Raw genomic sequence first — 19239 nt, 5'->3', positions numbered from 1 at the left:
GCCGCAGCCCCATCGGGAAGATGGCGCACGCAGTGCGCATCTCAGGGGCGCGGGGAACTGCGCGACCGGGCCCCACCGGGCCCGCACTCGGAAGCCGGACCGGCGGAGCCACGGCGCGACCGGGCCCCGCGTCTACGCCGGCCTGCGTACCGAGCGGCCCGCCAGCACATCCGTACGGCGCCCGTCCTCGATCACGAAGCGGCCGTCGATCAGGACGTGCGGGATGCCCACGGGCAGCGTCCGCGGCGCCTCGAACGACGAGCCCGCGGCCACCGTCTCCGGGTCGAACAGGACCAGGTCGGCGCGGTACCCCTCGCGGACCAGACCGCGGTCGGGCAGCCGCAGCCGGGCGGCCGGACGGGACGTGAGGTGCGCGACCGTCTCCTCGAGCGACATGACGCCGAGGTCCCGGGCGTAGTGGCCGAGGTAGTGCGGGAACGTGCCGTACGCGCGCGGGTGCGGCTTCGCGCCCTGGAGAATGCCGTCGCTGCCGCCGGTGTGCACCGGGTGCTGCATGATCGCCCGCACGTTGTCCTCGTGGCCGACGTGCTGGAGGATCGTCGAGCCGAGCTTGTCCTCGACGAGTAGGCGCCGCGCGGTGGCCCAGGCCGCCTCGCCGCGCTCGGTGGCCGCCGCGGCGACCGTCTTGCCGACGTACGCGGCGAGCGCCGGGTCGGAGACGCCCGAGATCTCGATCGTGTCCCACTCCATCGGCACGCCGTGACAGCCGTCGGAGCCGATCTCCTCGACGTGGTGGCGGATGCGCTCGGCGGTCGCGTCGTCCAGGAGCCGCGCGAGGGTGGCGTCGGGGCCGCCCTCGTTGGCCCAGCTGGGCAGCATCGCCACGAGCGTCGTCGCGCCGGGCGTGTACGGGTACGTGTCGAGGCTGATGTCCGCGCCGCCCGCGATCGCGGAGTCGAGGAGCGTGAGCAGGTCGACGCCCTTGCCCTTGTTCACACCGAAGTTCATGGTGGCGTGCGCGAGATGCAGGGAGCAGCCCGCGGTACGGGTCAGCTCGACCATCTCCCGGTACGCGTCCAGGGCGCCGGCCCCGTAACTGCGGTGGTGCGGGCAGTAGTAGCCGTCGTACCCGGCCACTACCCGGCACAGCTCGGTGAGTTCGGCGTCCTTGGCGTACATGCCCGGGGTGTACGTGAGCCCCGACGACATGCCGACGGCGCCCTGCTCCATGCCCTCGGCGACCAGCCGCCGCATGTGGTCCAGCTCGGCGTCGGTGGCGTCGCGGTCGTCCCAGCCGACGGCGTACATGCGGACCGTGCCCTGGGGGATGAGGTAGGCGGCGTTGACCGCGATGCCCCGGTCGAGGCGGTCCAGGTACTCGCCGACCGTGCGCCAGTCGAAGTCGACGGAGGTGTCGTCGGGGCCGCCGCCGTTCCAGCCGGTGATGACCTTGCGGACCTCGGCGAGGGTGCGGTCGTCGACCGGCGCGTACGACAGGCCGTCCTGGCCGAGGACCTCGAGCGTGACGCCCTGGGCGGCCTTCGCGCTGTGGTCCGGGTCGCGGAGCAGTGCGAGGTCGCTGTGCGCGTGCATGTCGATGAACCCGGGGGACAGGGCGAGGCCCGAGCCGTCCAGGGTGCGGGTCCCTGTCGGGCGGGGGCCCGCGTCCCCCTCCCGGTGAATCGTCGTGACGCGGCCGTCCGTGACCGCCACGTCGGCGCGGTAGGACGCGCCGCCGGTGCCGTCGATGACGCGGGTGTCCTTGATGACCAGGTCCATGGGGGTGGGGCCTCTCGTCTGCCGGGTTGCTGATTCGTTGTCGGGTGCGGCTTCGTCGTGGCCGGTCGCGCAGTTCCCCGCGCCCCTGAAGCGAGCTCCGCTCGCCCAGGGAAGGCTGCGCGCAGCGCATGCCTTCCCTGGGCGCGGGCGCCTAGAAGAACGTCCGCACGTAGTCCACGACCGTGCCGTCCGCCTCCACCACCGGAATCAGCTGCCACTTGTCGAACGACGTGCAGGGGTGCGAGAGCCCCATGCCGAGCCAGTCGCCCACCTCGACCTCCGCGCCGGGCTCCGTACGGACCCACCCGTGCTGGTCGGAGAGCCCCGTCACCGCGACCCCGGTCGCCTCGCGCACCGCGCCCGTCCGCGCGTCGCGTACGACCTGGGCCTCGGGCAGGTCGATGTCATAGGCGGCATCCCGCTTGCCCGCGTTGGTGAACGCCTGCTCGGGCGTCGGCCGCGACACGATCTGCGCCCACAGCCGGAAGGCGGGGTGCAGTGCGCCCTCCTCGGGGACCCGGTTGAACGGGGTCAGATGCCGGTAGTGGCCGTCGTCGTGCGAGACGTACGCGCCGGAGCGCAGCAACTTCAGTACCGGGACGGTCAGTTCGGGGATCTCCGCGAACACGTCCGCCACCGCGTCGAACCAGGCGGAGCCGCCCGCGCTCACCACGATCTCGTCGAGCCCCGCGAACCGCCCGCCCTTGTCGAGGTCGGCGGCGAGCGCGACGAGGCGGCGCAGCCAGGCGCGGACCCGCTCGCCGTCGGCCTGCGGGACCTCGCCCTCGTACCCGGCGACACCCACGAGCCGCAGCGTCGGGGCGGCGGCCACGGCGTCGGCGATCGCCGCGCACTCCGCCTCCGTGCGAGCACCCGTACGCGCGCCCTCGCCCGCGCCCAGCTCCACGACCACGTCGACAGGGCGGGAGGCGCCGGCCTCGCGCAGGGCGGCGTCCATCAGCTCGACGCCGCGTACGGAGTCGACGTAGCAGACGAAGCGGAAGGAGGGGTCGGAGTCCAGCTCGCCCGCGAGCCACTTCAGCGCGGCCGCGTCGACGAGCTCGTTCGCCAGGAAGATCCGGTCGATGCCGAACTCCCTTGCCACGCGCACCTGGTGGGGCACGGCGAGGGTGATGCCCCACGCGCCGTGCTCGATCTGCCGCTGGAAGAGCTGCGGGGCCATCGACGTCTTGCCGTGCGGCGCGAACGCGAGGCCGTGCCGGGTGGCGTACGTCTCCATCAGCGCGAGGTTGTGCTCCAGGCGCTCCGCGGACAGGGCGAGGACCGGGGTGGTGAAACCGTCCGTGAAGAGGTTCAGGCGCCGCTCGGACAGCTCGGCGACGGTCAGGCCCTCGGCCTGGGGCGGCAGGCCCTTGAACCGGAAGTCCACGCGCTCGCGCGCCAGGTCTCCCAGCCGCGCCTTGCCGCCCTTTCCGCGGGCGGCTGCGTCGTCGGCGCTGACAACGTTCTTGGCGGTCACGGTGCCTCCTCCAGGCAAGCTGTTGCAAAATATGCAACGGCCATTGCGTATGTCGCTTACTGCTGTCTAACATCCGAGCCAACGCCGGGTCAACGGAGCTGTTGGCCCCCACGCCGTGAGGAGACCGACCCCCGTGACCGTCACCGGACCCGCAGCCCCGCACAGCGCAGCCGACGTCGTCGTCCCCGACGTCGTCGCGCTCGGCGAGTCCATGGTCACGTTCGTCCCCTCCGTGCCGGGGCGCCTCGCCGACGTGCCGTCCTTCGAGCGCGGCATCGGCGGCGCCGAGTCCAACCTGGCCTGCGTCCTCGCCGCCGGCGGCCACCGCGCCCGCTGGGTCAGCCGCGTCGGCGCCGACGGCTTCGGCGACCACCTCGTGGAGGCCATCGGCGCGTACGGCGTCGACGTCTCAGGAGTGCGCCGCGACCCCGCCCGCCCCACCGGCATCTACTTCCGGACCGCGGGCGACCGGGCCACCGACTCCCACGAGGTCGCCTACTACCGCGCCGGGTCCGCCGCCTCCGCCATGTCCCCCGCGACCATGGACCCGGACGCACTCCGCGCCGGCCGCATCCTGCACCTGTCCGGCATCACCGCCGCACTCTCGGACGACTGCCTCGCGCTTCTGCGCACGCTCATGCCCGGCGCCCCGGGCGGGCCGCTCGTCTCCTTCGACGTCAACCACCGCCCCGGCCTCTGGAGCACTGCGGAGGACGCCCGCGTCCTGCTCGACCTCGCCCGCCAGGCCGATCTGGTCTTCGTCGGCGAGGACGAGGCCGAGGACGCGTTCGGGATCACCGGCGGCCCGGACGCCGTCCGCGCCGCGCTGCCCGAACCGGACCTGCTCGTCGTCAAGCGCGGCGCCGACGGCGCGATCGCCTACGACCGCGACGGCGGCCGGCACTTCGAACCCGCCCCGCGCGTCGACGTCGTCGCCGCCGTCGGCGCGGGCGACGCCTTCGCCGCCGGGTTCCTCTCCGCCACCCTGCGCGGCCTGCCCGCCGCCGCCCGCCTGCGCCACGGCCATCTGTGGGCCGCCGCCGCCCTCACGGTCCCCGGCGACCTCGCCGTGCCCCCCGGCCGCGCCCACGCCGACCGGCTGGTCGCCCTCGACGCCGCCGCGTGGGGGAGACTTCACCTCGGCCCCGGGTGGACCTCCGCCACGCACGAGGCCGCCGAGGAGGTACGTACGCCATGAGCCAGACCGTCGACCGCGCGCTCAGCATCCTGCCGCTGCTCGCCGAGGGACCCGCCGACCTGGGGCAGGTCGCCGACCGGCTCGGCGTGCACAAGAGCACCGCTCTGCGTCTCCTGCGCACCCTGCACGAGCACGGGCTCGTCCACCGCCAGTCCGACCAGCGCTACCGGCTCGGCGCCCGGCTGTTCGCGCTCGCCCAGGAAGCCGTCGAGAACCTCGACGTCCGCGAGATCGCCCACCCCCACCTCGTCGCCCTGAACGAGAAGTGCGGCCACACCGTCCACCTCGCCGTCTACGAGGAGCACGAGGTCCTCTACATCGACAAGGTCGAGAGCCGCTACCCCGTGCGCATGTACTCGCGCATCGGGAAGCCGGTCGCCATCACGGTCGCGGCCGTGGCGAAACTGCTGCTCGCCGACCTGTCCGAGGCCGAGCGCCGCGCCGTCGCGGAGAAGCTCGACTACCCCATGTACACGTCCCGTTCGACCCCCAACGCCCCCGCTTTCCTGCGGGAGCTGGAGAAGGTGGGCGAACAGGGCTGGGCCACCGACCTCGGTGGCCACGAGGAATCCATCAACTGCGTCGGGGCCCCCGTCCGCGGCGCCGACGGCCGCGTCGTCGCCGCCATGTCGGTCTCCGCGCCGAACGTCGTCGTCACCGCCGAGGAACTCCTCACCCTGCTCCCGCTGGTGCGCCGCACGGCGGAAGCCATCAGCCGGGACTACTCGGGTACGGGCCCCGGCAACACCGGCAACACCGGCAACACAGGTAACACCCCTCAGAAGGAAGCCAGTTCATCATGACCGAGAAGATCGCCCTCACCCCCAGCACGCACACCACCCCGCCCGCGAAGTTCTCGCACGGCGTCAAGAAGGGCAACCTCCTCCAGGTCGCCGGCCAGGTCGGCTTCCTCCCCGCCGAGGAGGGCAAGGCCCCCACCCCCGCGGGCCCGACCCTGCGCGAGCAGACCCTCCAGACGTTCGCCAACGTCAAGGCGATCCTCGAAGAGGGCGGCGCCACCTGGGACGACGTCATGATGATGCGCGTCTACCTCACGGACGTCGACCACTTCGCCGAGATGAACAAGATCTACAACGAGTACTTCGAGGAGCAGGGCCTCAAGGCCCCCGCCTCGGCCCGCACCACGGTCTACGTCGGTCTCCCGGCCGGCCTGCTCATCGAGATCGACGCGCTCGCCGTCCTCGGCTGAGCACCTCCCCCTCGTAGTACCCCCCGCACGTCATCACGGTGCGGTGCGGCGCAGCACGACAAGGCGCCGCACCGCACCGCGATACCCCCTGCCCTGAAAGCCCCATGCCCTTACGAGGTCAAAGATGTCCCCGTTCGCTCCGCTCGCGGCCGCCGCCCCTGAGACACCGGCCCACACCGGCGGCATCCTCACGATCATCGACGGCACCGCCGGTCTGCTGACCGTCGCCTTCCTCGGGATCGTGCTGCTGCTCTTCCTGATCATCAAGGCGCGCATCCAGCCCTTCGTGGCCCTGCTCGCGGTCTCCATAGCCGTCGGCCTCGGTGCCGGCCTCTCCGTCACCGAACTCTTCGGCACCGTCCAGAAATCCGACGCGGTCTCCACGATCGAGTCCGGCATGGGCGGCACCCTCGGCCACGTAGCGATCATCATCGGGCTCGGGACCATGCTCGGCGCGGTCCTCGAGGTCTCCGGCGGCGCCGAGGTCCTGGCGACCCGCCTCCTGAACCTCTTCGGTGAGAAGCGCGCACCCCTCGCGATGGGCCTCACCGGCCTGATCTTCGGCATCCCCGTCTTCTTCGACGTCGGCATCTTCGTCCTCGCGCCGATCGTCTACGCGGCCGCCAAGCGCGGCGGCAAGTCGATCATCCTCTACTGCATGCCGCTGCTGGCCGGCCTGTCGATGACGCACGCGTTCCTGCCCCCGCACCCGGGCCCCGTCGCCGCCGCCGGTCTGCTCCACGTCGACCTCGGCTGGGTCATCCTCATGGGCATCGTCTGCGGCATCCCCGCCGTGCTCGCCGCCTGGGGCTGGGCCGCCTGGATCGGCAAGCGGATCTTCGTCCCCGTACCGCAGGACATGGTCGAGGCCGCCGACGAGGCCAAGGCCACCCTGGAAGCCGAGCAGCGCGCCTCCGGTGTCACCCCGACCGAGAAGCCGGTCGCGCTCGGCATCGTCTTCGCCATCATCGGCACGCCGCTCGTCCTGATCCTCCTCGCGACCTTCTCCTCGATCGCCTTCGACCCGTCCACGGGCCGCTCGGTCATCGAGTTCTTCGGCCACCCCTTCGTGGCGCTGACGATCGCGCTGCTCCTCGCCTACTACCTGCTCGGCATCCGGCGCGGCTGGTCCCGCAAGTCCCTGGAGACGGTCTCGACCGCGTCGCTGAAGCCGGTCGGCAACATCCTGCTGGTGGTCGGCGCGGGCGGGGTCTTCGGCGCCGTCCTCAAGGCGAGCGGCATCGCGCAGGCCCTGTCCGACACGTTCAACGACGTCGGCCTGCCCGTCATCGTCCTCGCGTACCTGATCTCGCTGGTGCTCCGCGTCGCCCAGGGCTCGGCGACGGTGGCCATCGTCACCACGGCCGGCATCGTGGCCCCGCTGCTCTCCGAGGGCAACTACTCGCAGGCGTTCACCGCGCTCGTCATCATGGCGATCTCGGCGGGCTCCATCTTCGCCTCGCACGTCAACGACGGCGGCTTCTGGATGGTCGCCAAGTACTTCGGCATCTCCGAGCGCGACACCCTGCGCACCTGGACGATCCTGGAGTCGGTCCTCTCGATCGCCGGGTTCGCGGTGGCGGCCGTGGTCAGCCTGTTCGTGTAGCCGGCTTTCGTCCAGCCGGCTCTCGTGCGGCCGGCTCACCTCGAACGCGGGGCGCCGACCGGGCGCCCCGCGTACGCCTGTCTCACGCCGGGCCGGTGCGCTTCATCATGGACATCGGTATCGGTCGGGTTCGGGTCGGACCATACGGATCTCCTGCGACGGATCTTCTGCGACAGATCTTCTGCGACCGATGTTCCAGGGCGGACGTTCCGCGTACGGTAAAGGGCGCGTCAAGTCGTGAGTTGAGTCACCGCCCGTGGCGGACAGGGAACAGAGGGCCCCGGGGGAGGCGCCACACAGCCTCGTCCGCCATACTTCCGCCCGTGGAGCAGCGTATGGAGAGTCAGAAGGTCACGCCCGTCACCGGTGCCGGTTTCGACCCGGCGTACGTCCCCGGCCTGACGTCTCCCGGACCGGAGGCGGTCGCCGAGAACGTCGAGGACACGGTCACGGATTCCGACGAGTCGGGGCGGGAGGTGACACAGGAGGAGCCCGAGGCGGTCGCCGCCGCGGAGAACGAAGCGGTTGAGGACGCCGAGCCCGTTGCCGAGGAGAAGCCCGCCCCGGTGAAGGGCGGTGGGGACGGTCCGGTCCTGGAGGCGAAGGACCGCCGCGGGTCCATCACCGTCGACGCGACCGGGGTCCGGTTCACGCTCGACGACCAGGAGGCGGACTTCACCTGGGACGAGATCAGCGCGGTCGAGTACGGCACCTCCCGCAAGCGCCTCACGGTGACGGTCCACACGCCCAACAGCCGCTGGTTCCCGAACGATGTCGAGGCCCCGGACAAGTCCCGCCTCAACGAGTGGACCGAGCAGCTGGACAAGGCGCTGGACGCGTACTTCGAGGACTGAGAGCCCGTCTTTCAACCCCCGCCCGCGCAGCGGGGCCGGCCGGGCAACGGTTCCGGTCGGCCCTCTTGCGGTCCGGGCCCCTTTACGCTCCCTTGGTACGCATGGCGGACACCACGGGCACCTCAGGTCGCACCCTCGACTCCGACCACCCCCGCAAGTCCAGTTGGAAGTACATCGGCCCCGGCATCGTGGTCGCCGCGACCGGTGTCGGCGCCGGTGACCTCGTCGCGACGCTCGTCGCGGGCAGCAACTTCGGCTACACCCTTCTCTGGGCCGCGGTCCTCGGCTGCCTCGTCAAGATCAGCCTGGCCGAGGCGGCGGGCCGCTGGCACCTGGCCACCGGCCGTACGCTCTTCGACGGCTGGGCGAGCCTGGGCCGCTGGACGACGTACTTCTTCGTCATCTACGTAGTGATCTGGGGCTTCGTCTACGGCGCGGCGGCGATGTCATCGAGCGCGCTCCCCTTGCAAGCCCTCTTCCCGGACGTCTTCCCGGCGGACTGGTCGATCAAGCCGTGGGCGATCCTCTGCGGTCTGGTAGGCCTGGCGTTCGTCTGGTTCAACAAATACGACGTCTTCGAAAAGGTCATGACGGTCCTGGTCGGCGTCATGTTCGTCGTCACGGTCTACCTGGCCGTCCGCGTCACCCCGAACCTCGGCGACGCCTTCGCGGGCCTGCTCCCGGTCCTGCCCGACGAGAAGGACTCGGTCCTCAACACGCTGGGGCTGATCGGCGGCGTCGGCGGCACCATCACGCTTGCCGCGTACGGCTATTGGATCAACGCCAAGGGCTGGACGAACACGTCCTGGATGAAGGTGATGCGGCTCGACAACCGGGTCGCGTACATCACGACGGGCGTCTTCGTCGTCGCCATGCTCTTCGTGGGCGCGGAACTCCTGCACGCGTCCCACACGGCGATCGCGAGCGGCGACAAGGGCCTCCTGGACCTGACGAAGATCCTCGAATCCGAGTACGGGACGGCCACGGCCAAACTCTTCCTGATCGGCTTCTTCGCCACGTCCTTCACGTCACTCATCGGCGTCTGGCACGGGGTGAGCCTGATGTTCGCGGACTTCGTCGAGCGGTATCGCGGCGCTCGCTCCACGGGGGAGGAGGTGGCGCGGGGCGACCGCGAACGCGGCTGGCCGTTCCGCATCTACCTGCTCTGGCTCACGTTCCCTCCCATCATCCTCCTCTTCCAGGGCCAGCCTTTCCGCCTGGTGATCCTGTACGGGGTGCTGGGCGCGGCCTTCATGCCGTTCCTGGCCCTGACCCTGATCTGGCTCCTCAACTCCGGCCGCACGCCCACCGCTTGGCGCAACGGGTGGTTGAGCAACGGGATGCTGGTGGTGGCGGGGTTGTTGTTCGTGGTCCTGTGCGTGAAGCAGGTCTGGGACCAGCCTTGGTCGGAGTTCTTCTGACCGCCTTGAAACACGTCGCTGTCCTCACGGGATCAGCCAACGAGGATTTGAACGGGCGAGGTCGAGTCCCGGACCCCAGATATTACGAAAGGTCGCGCGAGACAATCCAGTATTCGTCTTCTTCGATCGTGACAGCGCCAAAATATGTGTTGCCGAGAGAAATGCAGTAGAACTCGGGCCTCCCGATGGCGGCTTGAACTCGGGAGGGCAGTCCAGTATGGGCAAACTCCAAGTCCCGAACTCGAAACCAGCCTTTGCTCGCGGACCCCGGCCCCCACAGGATGATCAGGAACTCATCGCCCTGGGGCGCGATATGTCTGAACAGATCCCGCCAGTGTTCGTCCAAGGAACTGAGGCCGGCTTTGCTCTTCTCCGTGGTGATCGTTGGGCGGACATTTCCGCCAGTAGCGTGGAGGAGCGCGGTCATCGGAGCCGTGGTTCCCTCGGGTACTGGCTTCTCCGACAATGCAAGGCCACATTTGCGCAGGGTCGACTCCCAATCGATCTCACCCTGAGCAGTTTTTTCATGCGCACTTACCATGAGCCCCATCCATTCGAGAAAAAGAAATGGTGATCACCCCCAGGCTTATTTATAGCGTCGTACCGCTCCCAGGTGTCAACGTATCGATAGAATTCGCCGCGAGAGTTGTCCCAACCGAAGTTTACTTCACTTCTAGTTGGGTCTGCTTTTGGCTGCCCGGCGTGGAAGTGTGGCCCTGCCCGATCGAAGGTGTGTTCCACGATGACCCTTGACCCTTGCTCTGTCTCGAACTGCCGAAACCGGCCGAGATGGGAATCGGTGGAAGAGTAGAAGTAGCCAGGCATGTGTGCCATCTGTTTGACATCAGTGACGATCCACTCGGCGTCCGGCGTGGTTCCGTAGGGGACGCCAGCCGCCTCGAACGCAGCTCGTTCTGCGTCTTCCCGTTGGTCAAAAGGATTGCCCTTTTCTCCCTTGGGATAGTCAGGCGCCAGACCCGCCGCGTCCGTAAATCTGTGCGGATTTGCGACGTAAGTGACGGGATTGGGTGCGGGGGCCAGCCCGAGAGGGTCGGGCGTCAGGTACCGCGCCGTTTCCGGGTCGTAATGGCGGAAGTAGTTGTAGTGAAGGCCCGTTTCGGGGTCGTAGTACTGGCCGGGGAAGCGGAGAGGGGTGTAGGCCGTGGCGTTTGTGCTCCAAGCCGTTGTACCCCAGAGGGTGGTGCGGGTGCGGTAGGCGCGTTCGCCGGTCTCGGCTATGAGTTCGTTCGGGGTGCCGACGAGGTCGGTGATGATCGCGAAGAAGCGGGAGTCGATCTCGGCCTGGGAGGAGTCCGGCGTCAGGATGCGTTCGGTCTGGGCTATGGGGCGCAGGCCCTGGTGGTCCCAGGTGAGGGCGATCGGGTGGGGCAACTCCGGTGCCATCGTGGTCTGTTCGCAGAGTTGCGTGCCGTCCCAGGTGAACGTCGTGCGCTCGACGATCGTCTCCCCGTCCGCGGCGTAGCGGAGCTTTGCCGTCCGGCGGCCGAGCGGGTCGTACGTGTAGCGCCACAGCGTGCCGTCAGGCGTGGTGACCTGGGTGAGGCGGTCCTCCGCGTCCCAGATGTACCGCCAGGTGTCCGGCTTGCGGGAGAGCCGGGTCTTGCTGCGCAGGATGATGCGGCCGAGGGCGTCGTGTTCGTAGCGGACGCGGCCGGCCCGGTCGAGGCGCGTGCCGGTGTAGGCGCGGTCGCCGGTGGCCTCCTGGCCGGGGTGGTCGCTGGGCCAGGACGCCGAGATCTGGTTGCCCGCGGCGTCGTAGGTGTAGGTCTCCGTCCAGTTCGCCGCGCGGACCGCGGTGACGCGGCCGACCGGGTCCAGGTCGAAGCGGCGGGAGCCATTGAGGTGATCGTCGATGGCGGTGAGGTTGCCGTCGGCGCGGTAGGTGTAGGCGCGGTGCTGGAGGGTGTCGTCCGAGGGGCCTGTGACCGTCTGGGTGGTCAGGCGGCCGAGCGGGTCGAAGGTGTTGGCGAGTGTGATGGCGTCGCCGATGTGGCGGCTCAGTTCGCGGCCCGCCGCGTCGTACGTGATGTCGATCGAGCGACCGGACGCGATCAAATCGGTGCGGCGGCCTGCCGCGTCATAACCCCACGTCGTTACGGCCCCGGCGGGGGTTCTCCGGCCCGTCCGGCGGCCCAGCTCGTCGTAGGTGTACGCCAGCTCCCGGCCGTCGACCGTCTCCGATCGGACCCGGCCGTACTGGTCGCGCAGAATCGACAGCTCCGTGCCGTCCGGACCGATGGCCTGGGCGAGTTGATCCGTGAGGTCGTACGCGAACGTCGTGACACGACCGTCGGCGACCTTGCGGGTGATCTGTCCGAGTGCGTTGCGCTCGAAGACGGTGCTCTGGCCGAGCATGTCCGTGCGCGCTACGAGTCGGTCGGCCGCGTCGTGCGTGTAGGTGAGCGTGCGGTCGTCGAAGTCCGTTTCCGACGACAGGTGCCCGGCCGCGTCGTAGGCGTAATCCCACGTCAGGCTCTGTGGGTTGGTGACACGGGTAAGGCGCAGCTCACTGTCGTGGGCGAACTCGTAGCGCACTCCGTCGGGGGTGACCCGGGCGGTGAGCAGGTCGAAGTGGGTGTACTCGAAGCTGGTGACGCCGCCGAGCGGGTCGGTGTGGCTGGTGCAGTTGCCCTCGCCGTCGTAGGTCCAGGACTCCGTCGAACCGTCCGGCGCGATGCGGTGGACCAGTCGGCCCTCGACCGTCCAACGCAGGCGGGTCGTCGCGCCGGTGGGGTCGGTGAGGGCCACCGGGCGGCCGAAGGCGTCGCGTTCATAGCGCGTGACGGCGCCCAGCGGGTCGGTGATCTCGACCGGCAGGCCCGCCCGGTCGCAGCGGACCGATGTCACGTGGCCGAGCGGGTCCGTCACAGATACAAGACGGCCCGCCTCGTCGTACGCGAAGGTCGTGACCTGGCCGGCGGGGCCCGTCACCGAGGTGCGGTTGCCGTGCTCGTCGTAGGTGTATCGGGCGGTGTTGCCGTCGGTTCCCCGCACCCGAGTCGGCAGATCGAACTCCGAGTACTCCGCGACGGCCTCGCGGCCATCTGGCCGTACGGCCGATATCAGGCAGCCCGAGTCGTCATAGCGGTACGTGGTGGTGTGGCCGAGGGCGTCCGTGCGGGACAGCAGGCGGTTGTGACGGTCCCGTCGGAAGTGGGTGGCAGCGCCCAGGGGATCGACTTCGGTGACGACTTGCCCGGCGTCGTTGATGAGGTAACGCCGGGTGTGGCCTTCCCCGGTGGTCGTGGTGGTGACTTGGTGGCCGGTGGCCTCGTCGATCTCGTCGTAGGAGACGCGAAGGGCCATGTGTCCGGCCGTGCCGCCTTCGGCGATGCAGCGGTCCTGGTCGTCGTACTCGTACGTGTATGAACGGTCGTTGGTGTCGGTCCAGGAGGTGACGCGGCCGTGCTCGTCGTACGTGAACTGGAGAGGAAGGCCAGAGGAGTTGATGACCTGGGTCAGGTTGCCGTCGGGGGAGTAGCTGTAGCGCTTGATCTCCTGGTCGGTGCGGTCCGGGGCCGCCCCGGCCAGGTGCAGGGCGGTGATCCGGCCGTCCTGGGTGGCGACCTTCAGGTGGTAGCCGCCGGATGATGCGATGCCGAGCGGGGCGCCCTCCGCGTCGTACTCGAACGTGGTCCAGTTGCCGTTGCGGTCGTCGATCTGCTCCAGGACCGCACGGTCGTCGCCCTGGTCGGCGAAGTGCCAGGTGTGCCCGGCGCGCGGGTCCGTGATCGTGTAACCGCCCTCCACCCGGTCCAGCGGCCAGCGGCGGCTGCCGTGGACGGGGAGGGTGGGGACGCCCGGGGCCGGGTGGGGGTAGCTGAGGAGCAGTCCGTCCTCAGTGACGAAGACGACGCCCTCGGTGTCGATCTCCAGTCGCTGGTCGAGCGTGGACGTCCAGGGGGGACCGAACCAGCGGCCGAGACGCGAGCCGGACTCGACGCGGCGGGTGAAGACCATGGGGAGATTGCCGGGCAGGGCGATGTCGGTCTGCGGCAGATACATCTTGCCGGTGACCAGGTCGACCGGGTCGGTGTCGTCCTTCTCGACCTTGTGCTTCGGGTCCTCCACCGTCTCCTGCGGCTTCTCGCGTACCGCCTTGCGGGCTGCCGTCTCGCCTTCGCGTACCGCCGCCTTCTCGCCGGTACGCAGTCCCAACCGCACCCCGGACTTGGCGAACCCCGCCCCCTTCGTTCCCAGCGCCTCCGGGATGAGGCGGCCGACGAACTCCGACGGGTCGTTCTTGAAGCCGTCGATGGCCGAGGTGACGATGCGCTCGGGGTGGGCAGCGGTGGAGGCGAGGCCGGCGAGCGTCAAGGTGACGTTCTGGTAGTACGCGGCCGGGTGCGTGAGGTTGTAGGGGTCGGTGGGGTTGAGGCCGCGGGCGAAGTTGACCAGGCCCGCGCCACCTTTGACGACTCCGCCGACCACGTGCGTGAGCTCGGTGTCGACCGCGTCGCTGAGATCGCCGAGGTCGTTGCTCAGCTGGGTCAGCGGCGGGGGCTCGGCGGGGGCGTGGGCCACGGCCTTGGCCAGGGCGGTGTCCGCCTTGGTGGCGGCCTCGTTCCGGGCGCGGCGGGCATCCTCGAGGATGTGCTCGGCCTTGGTGCGGTCGGCCTCGCCGGGATCCTTCCAGGGGTCCGGTCTGGGGCCAGGGTCCTCGCCCGCGTCGGCCTTGGCGTTGTAGGCGTCGACCTTGGAGTTGTACGCCTTCGCGGAGGTTTCGCTGGTGTGCTGACCCCGTTTATAGGCGTCGATGGCGTCCTGCGCCTTGCCCTGCGCCCACTTGACCGTGTCGGCGTAGGAGTCCAACGCCTCGGCGGCCGTACCGCACGCTTCGGCGGCCTGCGCCCACTTGGTGGGGTGGATGGCGATCTTGCGGTGGAAGGCGTCCTTGGCCTCGCCCCTCCAGCCCGAGGCGTCGACCTTCCGCAGGCCGTCGCCGACCCTGTCGAAGGCCTTGTGGAAGTCCTTGAGGTGCTTGGCGGACTCGCGGATCTTGCCGGGGTTTCCGTGGACGAGCTGGGTGGGGTCGTCGGTGTGGCCGAGGCCCTGTTCGGTGGGGGTGGCGCCGAGACCCGCGGCCACGTGGTCGCCGACGTTGTGGACGACGTCTCCGGCCTTGTCCAGGCCTACGTAGTCGAGGCCGTCGCCCAGTTTGTCGCTGCCGTAGTCGACGACCTCGCCGAGCTTCTTCTTGCCCGAGTCGATGAGGTCTCCGCCGGCCTTCAGACCGGCGTTGATGCCGTCGCCGAGGTCTCCGAGGATGCCCACTACTGGTCACCCCCGGCCTGGCCGCCCTGCTGCTCGGCGGTCTCGGCACGCTCCTCGGGGGAGGGCCCGAAGGTGTTGTCCAGCCACTGGTCGTACTCGCCGTCCGAGATGCCGGCCGCGCCGTGCAGATTGTTCGGGCTGATACCCAGCGAGGTCAGGCCCTTCGAGGTCATGAGGTCGCGGCCGGTGTCCTTGAGGCCCTGCGTCACGTTCGCGTTGGCCTCGGACCAGGACTCCCCGCTGTAGTCCCGGTTCTGCCACATCGAGATCGGATTCTCGGAGAAGACCTGTCCCCAGTCCTTCTGGGTGACCTCCTCCTCGGTGGCGTAGGGATTGCCCATCAGTGAGTTCACGCCGACCTTGAACGATCCCTGCACGTACTGATCGGTCTCGTAATAGGTGCCCGCCGACAGGCCCACGCCTTTGGCGAATTCGTTGCCCTCGTGGATCAGCGAGCGCACGCCCCATTCCCACCGCTCGCAGAACGACTTGAACCGCTCGGTCACGCCCTCGTGACCCAGTTCGAGGCCGGACAGGCCTATGTCGCTGAACCCGCGGCCCGCGCCTGCCGCACCCACCATGCCGAGTTCCTTCAGCTCGCCCAGCGCGTCGGTCAGTCCGCGCGCGACCAGGTCCAGCCCTTCGGCCTGCAAGTCCTTCCCGCTTTCGCCCCCGCCGGTCATGCCGCGTCCCCCTCGCGCTCGTCACGGTCGACCGCCGCCGCGTCCGGCACGATGCCCATCACCGGCGGGAACACCATCCCGTCGGGGCCGTCCGCACAGTCCAGCGCCACCCCGCACGGCACCCCCGCCGCCGGAACCGCCACGTCCAGCAGCTTGGCGCCCAGAATCGTCCGGTACGTCCACTCGCGGCTGAACTCGCCGCGTATCTGGGCATAACGGGCCAGGGCCTGTTCGTCGGAGAAGGCCAGAATGAAGCGGATGCCGTTCAGGTCCGCCGTCAGCAGGCCCCGCCCGTCATCCGCGCCGGAGGTCTCCTCCAGCGGCACCAGCACGGCTGTCCGCCGGAAATCGCCCAGGAGCGTCGCGAATGCGCGCCGACGTTCGGCGACTCCGGCGTCGTCGGTCTCCCGAGACGGCTCGGCTGCGTCCCCGGCCGTCGGCTGCTCCTCGTTCATCTCCGCGTACTCCGCCAGCCGTGACCTGGGTATCTCCGGCCGGTCCGCGGTTCCGCCCCCGTTTTCAGACATGCGTTCCATCATCACAATCGCCCATTGCTCATCGCAACGCCCGTTGTGTCACATGCCTGTCATGAACGAGGGAACTGGCTCAAAGCAGATGGTCCGCCTTGCCTGCCTTTATGTCCCGGATCAGCGTGCGGAGCGCTTCGCGGGAGTCGGTGATGTAGGTGTCCTCGGCGCCGGACACGGTGATGTAGGCGTTGCCGCTCGCGTCGGTGCCGAGGCGGAAGCAGCTTGCTCCTTCGCCGCAGAAGGGAGTTTCCCAGGTGATCTCGGGCATCGTGGTCTCCTTACAGGTGGGTGGCAATGTCGTGGATGAAGTCGCGCGATGCTCCGGGCGGCAGAGCAATGCGCTCCATCCAGTCGAGGTGGGTCCGGTACTTGTTCAGCTGGGCCTCTTCTCCCAGGAAGTCGGGGCCGTGCGAACTGTCGACCTGGACCGTGTCCAGTTGAGGCACTGGCCCTTCCAGGTAGTTCACCGTCTGGCCGGCGCCGGGGAACGCGCCTGCCGCGAACGGGACGACCCGCACGATGACGTGCTCGCGCTCGGAGGCCGCGACGAGGTGCTTGAGCTGTTGGCGCGCCACGCGTGGTCCACCGAACTGCATCCGGAGAGCGGCTTCATGGACCAGGCAGACGTACTCGGTGGGGCTGTCGCCCTCCAGAACCTGCTGGCGCTCCACTCGGTAGGCCAGCCGCAGCGCGACCTCGTGCTGCGGCAGCGCTGGCAGGACGACCCGGAACAGTTCCAGAGCGTGGTCGCTGGTCTGTAGCAGGCCGGGGATGTGTGCCGTGTGGGCGGTGCGCATGCGGGTCGTGTGCCACTCCAGTTCGGCGATGTCCAGCAGGCCGGAGGAGAGCGAGCCGCGATAACGCTCCCACCAGCCGCGCCCGTTGGGGCGGACCATGTCGATGAGGGACTCCACGTACGCCTTGTCCGAGCAGTCGCAATTGCAGGCGAGCGTGCGCAGACGTTCGGCGCTGATGTTCCGGATGCCGGTCTCTATGTTGGAGATCTTTGCCCGGTCCAGGCCGAGCAGCCCGGCGGCCTGCTCCGCAGTCATCCCGGCGGCGGTCCGCATCTTGCGCAGTTCGCTACCCAGACGTCGTTGACGTTCGGTGGACGTGGTCCTCGGTGGCATGCCCTTCCCTTCACGCGTACGGCAGCAGTCTGCCGTGCAGTGGTGACCCTCACCCACGTAAGGGTTGGTTTCGCCGATGGCGTGGCACCTGAACCACTCCATGCACTACTTTCAGTAACGCACACGCTACACACGGCAGTTGGCAGTGCATCGCGCGAGCCTGCCCGGAAGCTCTCTCCCTGAGAGGGACGGGCTCGTGTTCAGGGAGACGAGCCACCCGCTGCCGCCGACCATCCGCCCCGCACCGCGAGGAGCCCGGCATGTCTCTCGGCGTTGTCCCAGCCTGTCCCGTGAACACCGACCGCTCGGCCCCGACCCCCGACAGACTCGCCTACAGCCTCACGCTGCCGGCCGCGCTGACCACACCCGCACTCGCCCGAGCGGCGACCCGCGCCTTCCTGTACGCCCATGATCTGGACGAGATGCTCGACCCCGCGCTTCAAGGGGTGTCTGAACTCGTGGCGACCGCGTGCCAGTTCACCTACGACGCCGACGTCTACGTATCCCTGCGCTACCGGGACGACGCCCTGCGCGTCACCACGTACGACCATCACCCCACCCACATCAACAGGCACCTCGTCGCGGCCTGTGACAGTCGGCGGCGTGCTGCCCTGCGGCTGCTTGCGTGCGTCGCTCGTGCGTGTGGCGGTGACTGGGGGTACGGGCCCTCCCGTGAAGCCGGTGGCGGGACGCGGATGTGGCTCGTGTTGCCGCGACATAGTGGGGCCGCGTACGGGCGGAAGCGGAGCGCCTAGGGCGATGGTTCCTTGAACGGGATGTTCCGCCAGGGGCTGCCCGGGTCCTGGGTCAGGATGTGGTGGGCCGCGACCATTTCCTCGTACCACTTGCCGAACTCCTCGTCGTCGAAGTGCAGGCAGCGGCCGAGGGCGTAGGCGGCGGAGAAGTCCTGCCAGGAGCGGTAGGAGCGGGCGGCCAGGGCGCTTGCCGCGCGGACCGCGGATTCGGCCTCGTCGAGGCTGCCGAAGCGGGCGGCGAGGCCCCAGCGGGCCATGTTCGGGGCGCGGCCCAGGTCCCAGGCGTCGACCGAGGTGACGTAGCGGCCCTCGCCGAGGAGGCCGTCGGCGCGCATGCGGGCCTCGTAGCGGGTGATGCGGCCGATGAGCCGGTGGACGCCCTCGATCTGCGAGGCGACCTCGTCGGCGGGGCGCGGTTCGACGGTCGTCACGCCGTCCTCGGTGAGGACGGTGTGGGGTTCGGCGCGGGCCCGGAGGACTTTCGCGACCGCTTGTTTCCAGTAGCCCGTGTCGACGTGGCCGCCGAAGTCGCGGGCGATGGTGTGCCGCAGGTCGAGCGCGAACTCCCATACGCTGCTGCGCTGTTCGGTGGCGAGGAGTTGGTGGACCCGCTCCAGCCAGTCCTGGCGGCTGGTCACGCCCCACCATTCGTCCAGCCGTTGGCGCTCGGACTGGTAGCCCTCACCGTGGTGGGCCATGGTGTTCCAGTACTCGCCGTTGGTGACCGAGAGCAGCGCGCCGAGAGCCAGTCCGTGCGCGACGGGGCCGTGCAGTGCGCCGCCGACGTGGAGAGCGCGCAGGCACATCTTGAAGCGGGGCGTGCCGGCGCGGGCGGCGGCCTGCGTCCACGCCGCGTTGTGCGGGGGCAGGGGCGGGAGGACCGCCTCGCATGGTGTGCCCGGGTTGATGACCAGGGTCGGCGGGTTCCGGCGCGTGGCCCAGGACGCGGTGGCGAACCAGTTGAGGCCCGCCCACTCGAAGCGGTGGTCCGGGGCCGGCGGGGGAAGCATCCCGGTCGTGTACAGGTGGAGCCACTCGCCGCCCGTGCGCGGGTCGCGATGGAACAGCGGGTACACCGACTCGAAGACATCGGCCTTGTCGGGGCGCAGCTCCATGTACAGCTCGACCGAGGCCAGCGTCTCGTAGTACGCGGCCCAGTCACCCCGCGTCTTCGCCTCGTACAGCGCACGCTCAACCGGCGAGGGCGCTGTCCAGGCGGGCGGCTGCGGCGAGGCGGGGCCGTCGAAGCCGGCGGGCGGTGGGCCGAAAGTCATGATCCGAAGAGTAAGCAGGCGGCGTGCGGGCAGCGCCGCCGGGGGAGCGGCGGCGCTGCCGGT

Annotated in this window: 16 protein-coding genes; 7 read left to right on the top strand and 9 right to left on the bottom strand. The window is 69.6% G+C overall.

Annotated features, from left to right (window positions below):
- Positions 1–132: 132 nt before the first annotated feature.
- Positions 133–1740 (bottom strand): N-acyl-D-amino-acid deacylase family protein, encoded by a 1608-nt coding sequence (locus tag ABD366_RS23605; protein WP_324771785.1) that lies wholly within the window; start codon positions 1738–1740, stop codon positions 133–135.
- 151 nt (positions 1741–1891) lie between these two features.
- Positions 1892–3154, bottom strand: coding sequence for an amino acid deaminase (locus ABD366_RS23600; protein WP_324771878.1), 1263 nt, complete (start codon positions 3152–3154; stop codon positions 1892–1894).
- A gap of 199 nt (positions 3155–3353) precedes the next feature.
- On the opposite strand from ABD366_RS23600, the gene ABD366_RS23595 reads away from it, so the two are divergent.
- From ABD366_RS23595 to ABD366_RS23570, 6 genes are all read left to right on the top strand, one after another.
- Entirely contained in the window at positions 3354–4418 is a 1065-nt protein-coding gene (locus tag ABD366_RS23595) for a sugar kinase (RefSeq protein ID WP_324771784.1), read from the top strand.
- Positions 4415–5221 (top strand): IclR family transcriptional regulator, encoded by an 807-nt coding sequence (locus tag ABD366_RS23590; protein WP_324771783.1) that lies wholly within the window; start codon positions 4415–4417, stop codon positions 5219–5221. The genes ABD366_RS23595 and ABD366_RS23590 overlap by 4 nt, the downstream gene beginning before the upstream one ends.
- Positions 5218–5628, top strand: a complete 411-nt coding sequence (locus ABD366_RS23585) for a RidA family protein (protein ID WP_324771782.1) — start codon at positions 5218–5220, stop codon at positions 5626–5628. Before ABD366_RS23590 ends, ABD366_RS23585 begins: the two co-directional genes overlap by 4 nt.
- 124 nt (positions 5629–5752) lie before the next feature.
- Positions 5753–7234, top strand: coding sequence for a GntP family permease (locus tag ABD366_RS23580; RefSeq protein ID WP_324771781.1), 1482 nt, complete (start codon positions 5753–5755; stop codon positions 7232–7234).
- Positions 7235–7569: 335 nt separating this feature from the next.
- Positions 7570–8088 (top strand): hypothetical protein, encoded by a 519-nt coding sequence (locus tag ABD366_RS23575; protein ID WP_324771780.1) that lies wholly within the window; start codon positions 7570–7572, stop codon positions 8086–8088.
- 101 nt (positions 8089–8189) lie between these two features.
- A complete protein-coding gene (locus ABD366_RS23570) occupies positions 8190–9509 on the top strand; it encodes an Nramp family divalent metal transporter (RefSeq protein WP_324771779.1) in 1320 nt (439 codons plus the stop codon).
- Positions 9510–9591: 82 nt separating this feature from the next.
- Here the strand turns inward: ABD366_RS23570 and ABD366_RS23565 are convergent, their stop codons facing one another.
- The 6 genes from ABD366_RS23565 to ABD366_RS23540 form a co-directional block, all read right to left on the bottom strand.
- Positions 9592–9936, bottom strand: coding sequence for a hypothetical protein (locus ABD366_RS23565; protein ID WP_324771778.1), 345 nt, complete (start codon positions 9934–9936; stop codon positions 9592–9594).
- Between the two features lie 107 nt (positions 9937–10043).
- Positions 10044–14804: a putative T7SS-secreted protein gene (locus ABD366_RS23560; RefSeq protein WP_324771777.1), complete on the bottom strand. Its 4761-nt coding sequence runs from the start codon at positions 14802–14804 to the stop codon at positions 10044–10046.
- On the bottom strand, positions 14804–15487 hold the full coding sequence (locus ABD366_RS23555) for a hypothetical protein (RefSeq protein ID WP_324771776.1): 684 nt from the start codon (positions 15485–15487) through the stop codon (positions 14804–14806). Before ABD366_RS23555 ends, ABD366_RS23560 begins: the two co-directional genes overlap by 1 nt.
- Positions 15484–16014, bottom strand: a complete 531-nt coding sequence (locus ABD366_RS23550) for a hypothetical protein (RefSeq protein WP_324771775.1) — start codon at positions 16012–16014, stop codon at positions 15484–15486. The genes ABD366_RS23555 and ABD366_RS23550 overlap by 4 nt, the downstream gene beginning before the upstream one ends.
- Before the next feature lie 79 nt (positions 16015–16093).
- On the bottom strand, positions 16094–16285 hold the full coding sequence (locus ABD366_RS23545) for a hypothetical protein (RefSeq protein WP_324771774.1): 192 nt from the start codon (positions 16283–16285) through the stop codon (positions 16094–16096).
- Between the two features lie 10 nt (positions 16286–16295).
- A complete protein-coding gene (locus ABD366_RS23540) occupies positions 16296–17147 on the bottom strand; it encodes a helix-turn-helix domain-containing protein (protein WP_324771773.1) in 852 nt (283 codons plus the stop codon).
- 260 nt (positions 17148–17407) lie between these two features.
- On the opposite strand from ABD366_RS23540, the gene ABD366_RS23535 reads away from it, so the two are divergent.
- Positions 17408–17902: an ATP-binding protein gene (locus tag ABD366_RS23535; RefSeq protein WP_324771772.1), complete on the top strand. Its 495-nt coding sequence runs from the start codon at positions 17408–17410 to the stop codon at positions 17900–17902.
- On the opposite strand, the gene ABD366_RS23530 is transcribed toward ABD366_RS23535, so the two are convergent.
- Positions 17899–19176 (bottom strand): DUF1266 domain-containing protein, encoded by a 1278-nt coding sequence (locus tag ABD366_RS23530; protein ID WP_324771771.1) that lies wholly within the window; start codon positions 19174–19176, stop codon positions 17899–17901. The genes ABD366_RS23535 and ABD366_RS23530 overlap by 4 nt on opposite strands.
- Positions 19177–19239 lie beyond the last annotated feature (63 nt).

This window comes from Streptomyces kunmingensis (assembly GCF_039533535.1).
GTDB classification, from domain to species: Bacteria; Actinomycetota; Actinomycetes; order Streptomycetales; family Streptomycetaceae; genus Streptomyces; species Streptomyces kunmingensis.
The sequence above is the reverse complement of the archived record's forward strand: the minus strand, read 5'-3'. Positions and strand labels throughout refer to the sequence as shown.

Excerpts from the sequence above, each read along its gene's own strand:
- ABD366_RS23550 (WP_324771775.1), bottom strand. The coding sequence starts at position 16,014 with ATGTCTGAAAACGGGGGCGGAACCGCGGACCGGCCGGAGATACCCAGG.
- ABD366_RS23570 (WP_324771779.1), top strand. The coding sequence starts at position 8,190 with ATGGCGGACACCACGGGCACCTCAGGTCGCACCCTCGACTCCGACCAC.
- ABD366_RS23535 (WP_324771772.1), top strand. The coding sequence starts at position 17,408 with ATGTCTCTCGGCGTTGTCCCAGCCTGTCCCGTGAACACCGACCGCTCG.
- ABD366_RS23530 (WP_324771771.1), bottom strand. The coding sequence starts at position 19,176 with ATGACTTTCGGCCCACCGCCCGCCGGCTTCGACGGCCCCGCCTCGCCG.
- ABD366_RS23590 (WP_324771783.1), top strand. The coding sequence starts at position 4,415 with ATGAGCCAGACCGTCGACCGCGCGCTCAGCATCCTGCCGCTGCTCGCC.
- ABD366_RS23575 (WP_324771780.1), top strand. The coding sequence starts at position 7,570 with ATGGAGAGTCAGAAGGTCACGCCCGTCACCGGTGCCGGTTTCGACCCG.
- ABD366_RS23545 (WP_324771774.1), bottom strand. The coding sequence starts at position 16,285 with ATGCCCGAGATCACCTGGGAAACTCCCTTCTGCGGCGAAGGAGCAAGC.
- ABD366_RS23605 (WP_324771785.1), bottom strand. The coding sequence starts at position 1,740 with ATGGACCTGGTCATCAAGGACACCCGCGTCATCGACGGCACCGGCGGC.
- ABD366_RS23565 (WP_324771778.1), bottom strand. The coding sequence starts at position 9,936 with ATGACCGCGCTCCTCCACGCTACTGGCGGAAATGTCCGCCCAACGATC.
- ABD366_RS23555 (WP_324771776.1), bottom strand. The coding sequence starts at position 15,487 with ATGACCGGCGGGGGCGAAAGCGGGAAGGACTTGCAGGCCGAAGGGCTG.
- ABD366_RS23585 (WP_324771782.1), top strand. The coding sequence starts at position 5,218 with ATGACCGAGAAGATCGCCCTCACCCCCAGCACGCACACCACCCCGCCC.
- ABD366_RS23580 (WP_324771781.1), top strand. The coding sequence starts at position 5,753 with ATGTCCCCGTTCGCTCCGCTCGCGGCCGCCGCCCCTGAGACACCGGCC.
- ABD366_RS23540 (WP_324771773.1), bottom strand. The coding sequence starts at position 17,147 with ATGCCACCGAGGACCACGTCCACCGAACGTCAACGACGTCTGGGTAGC.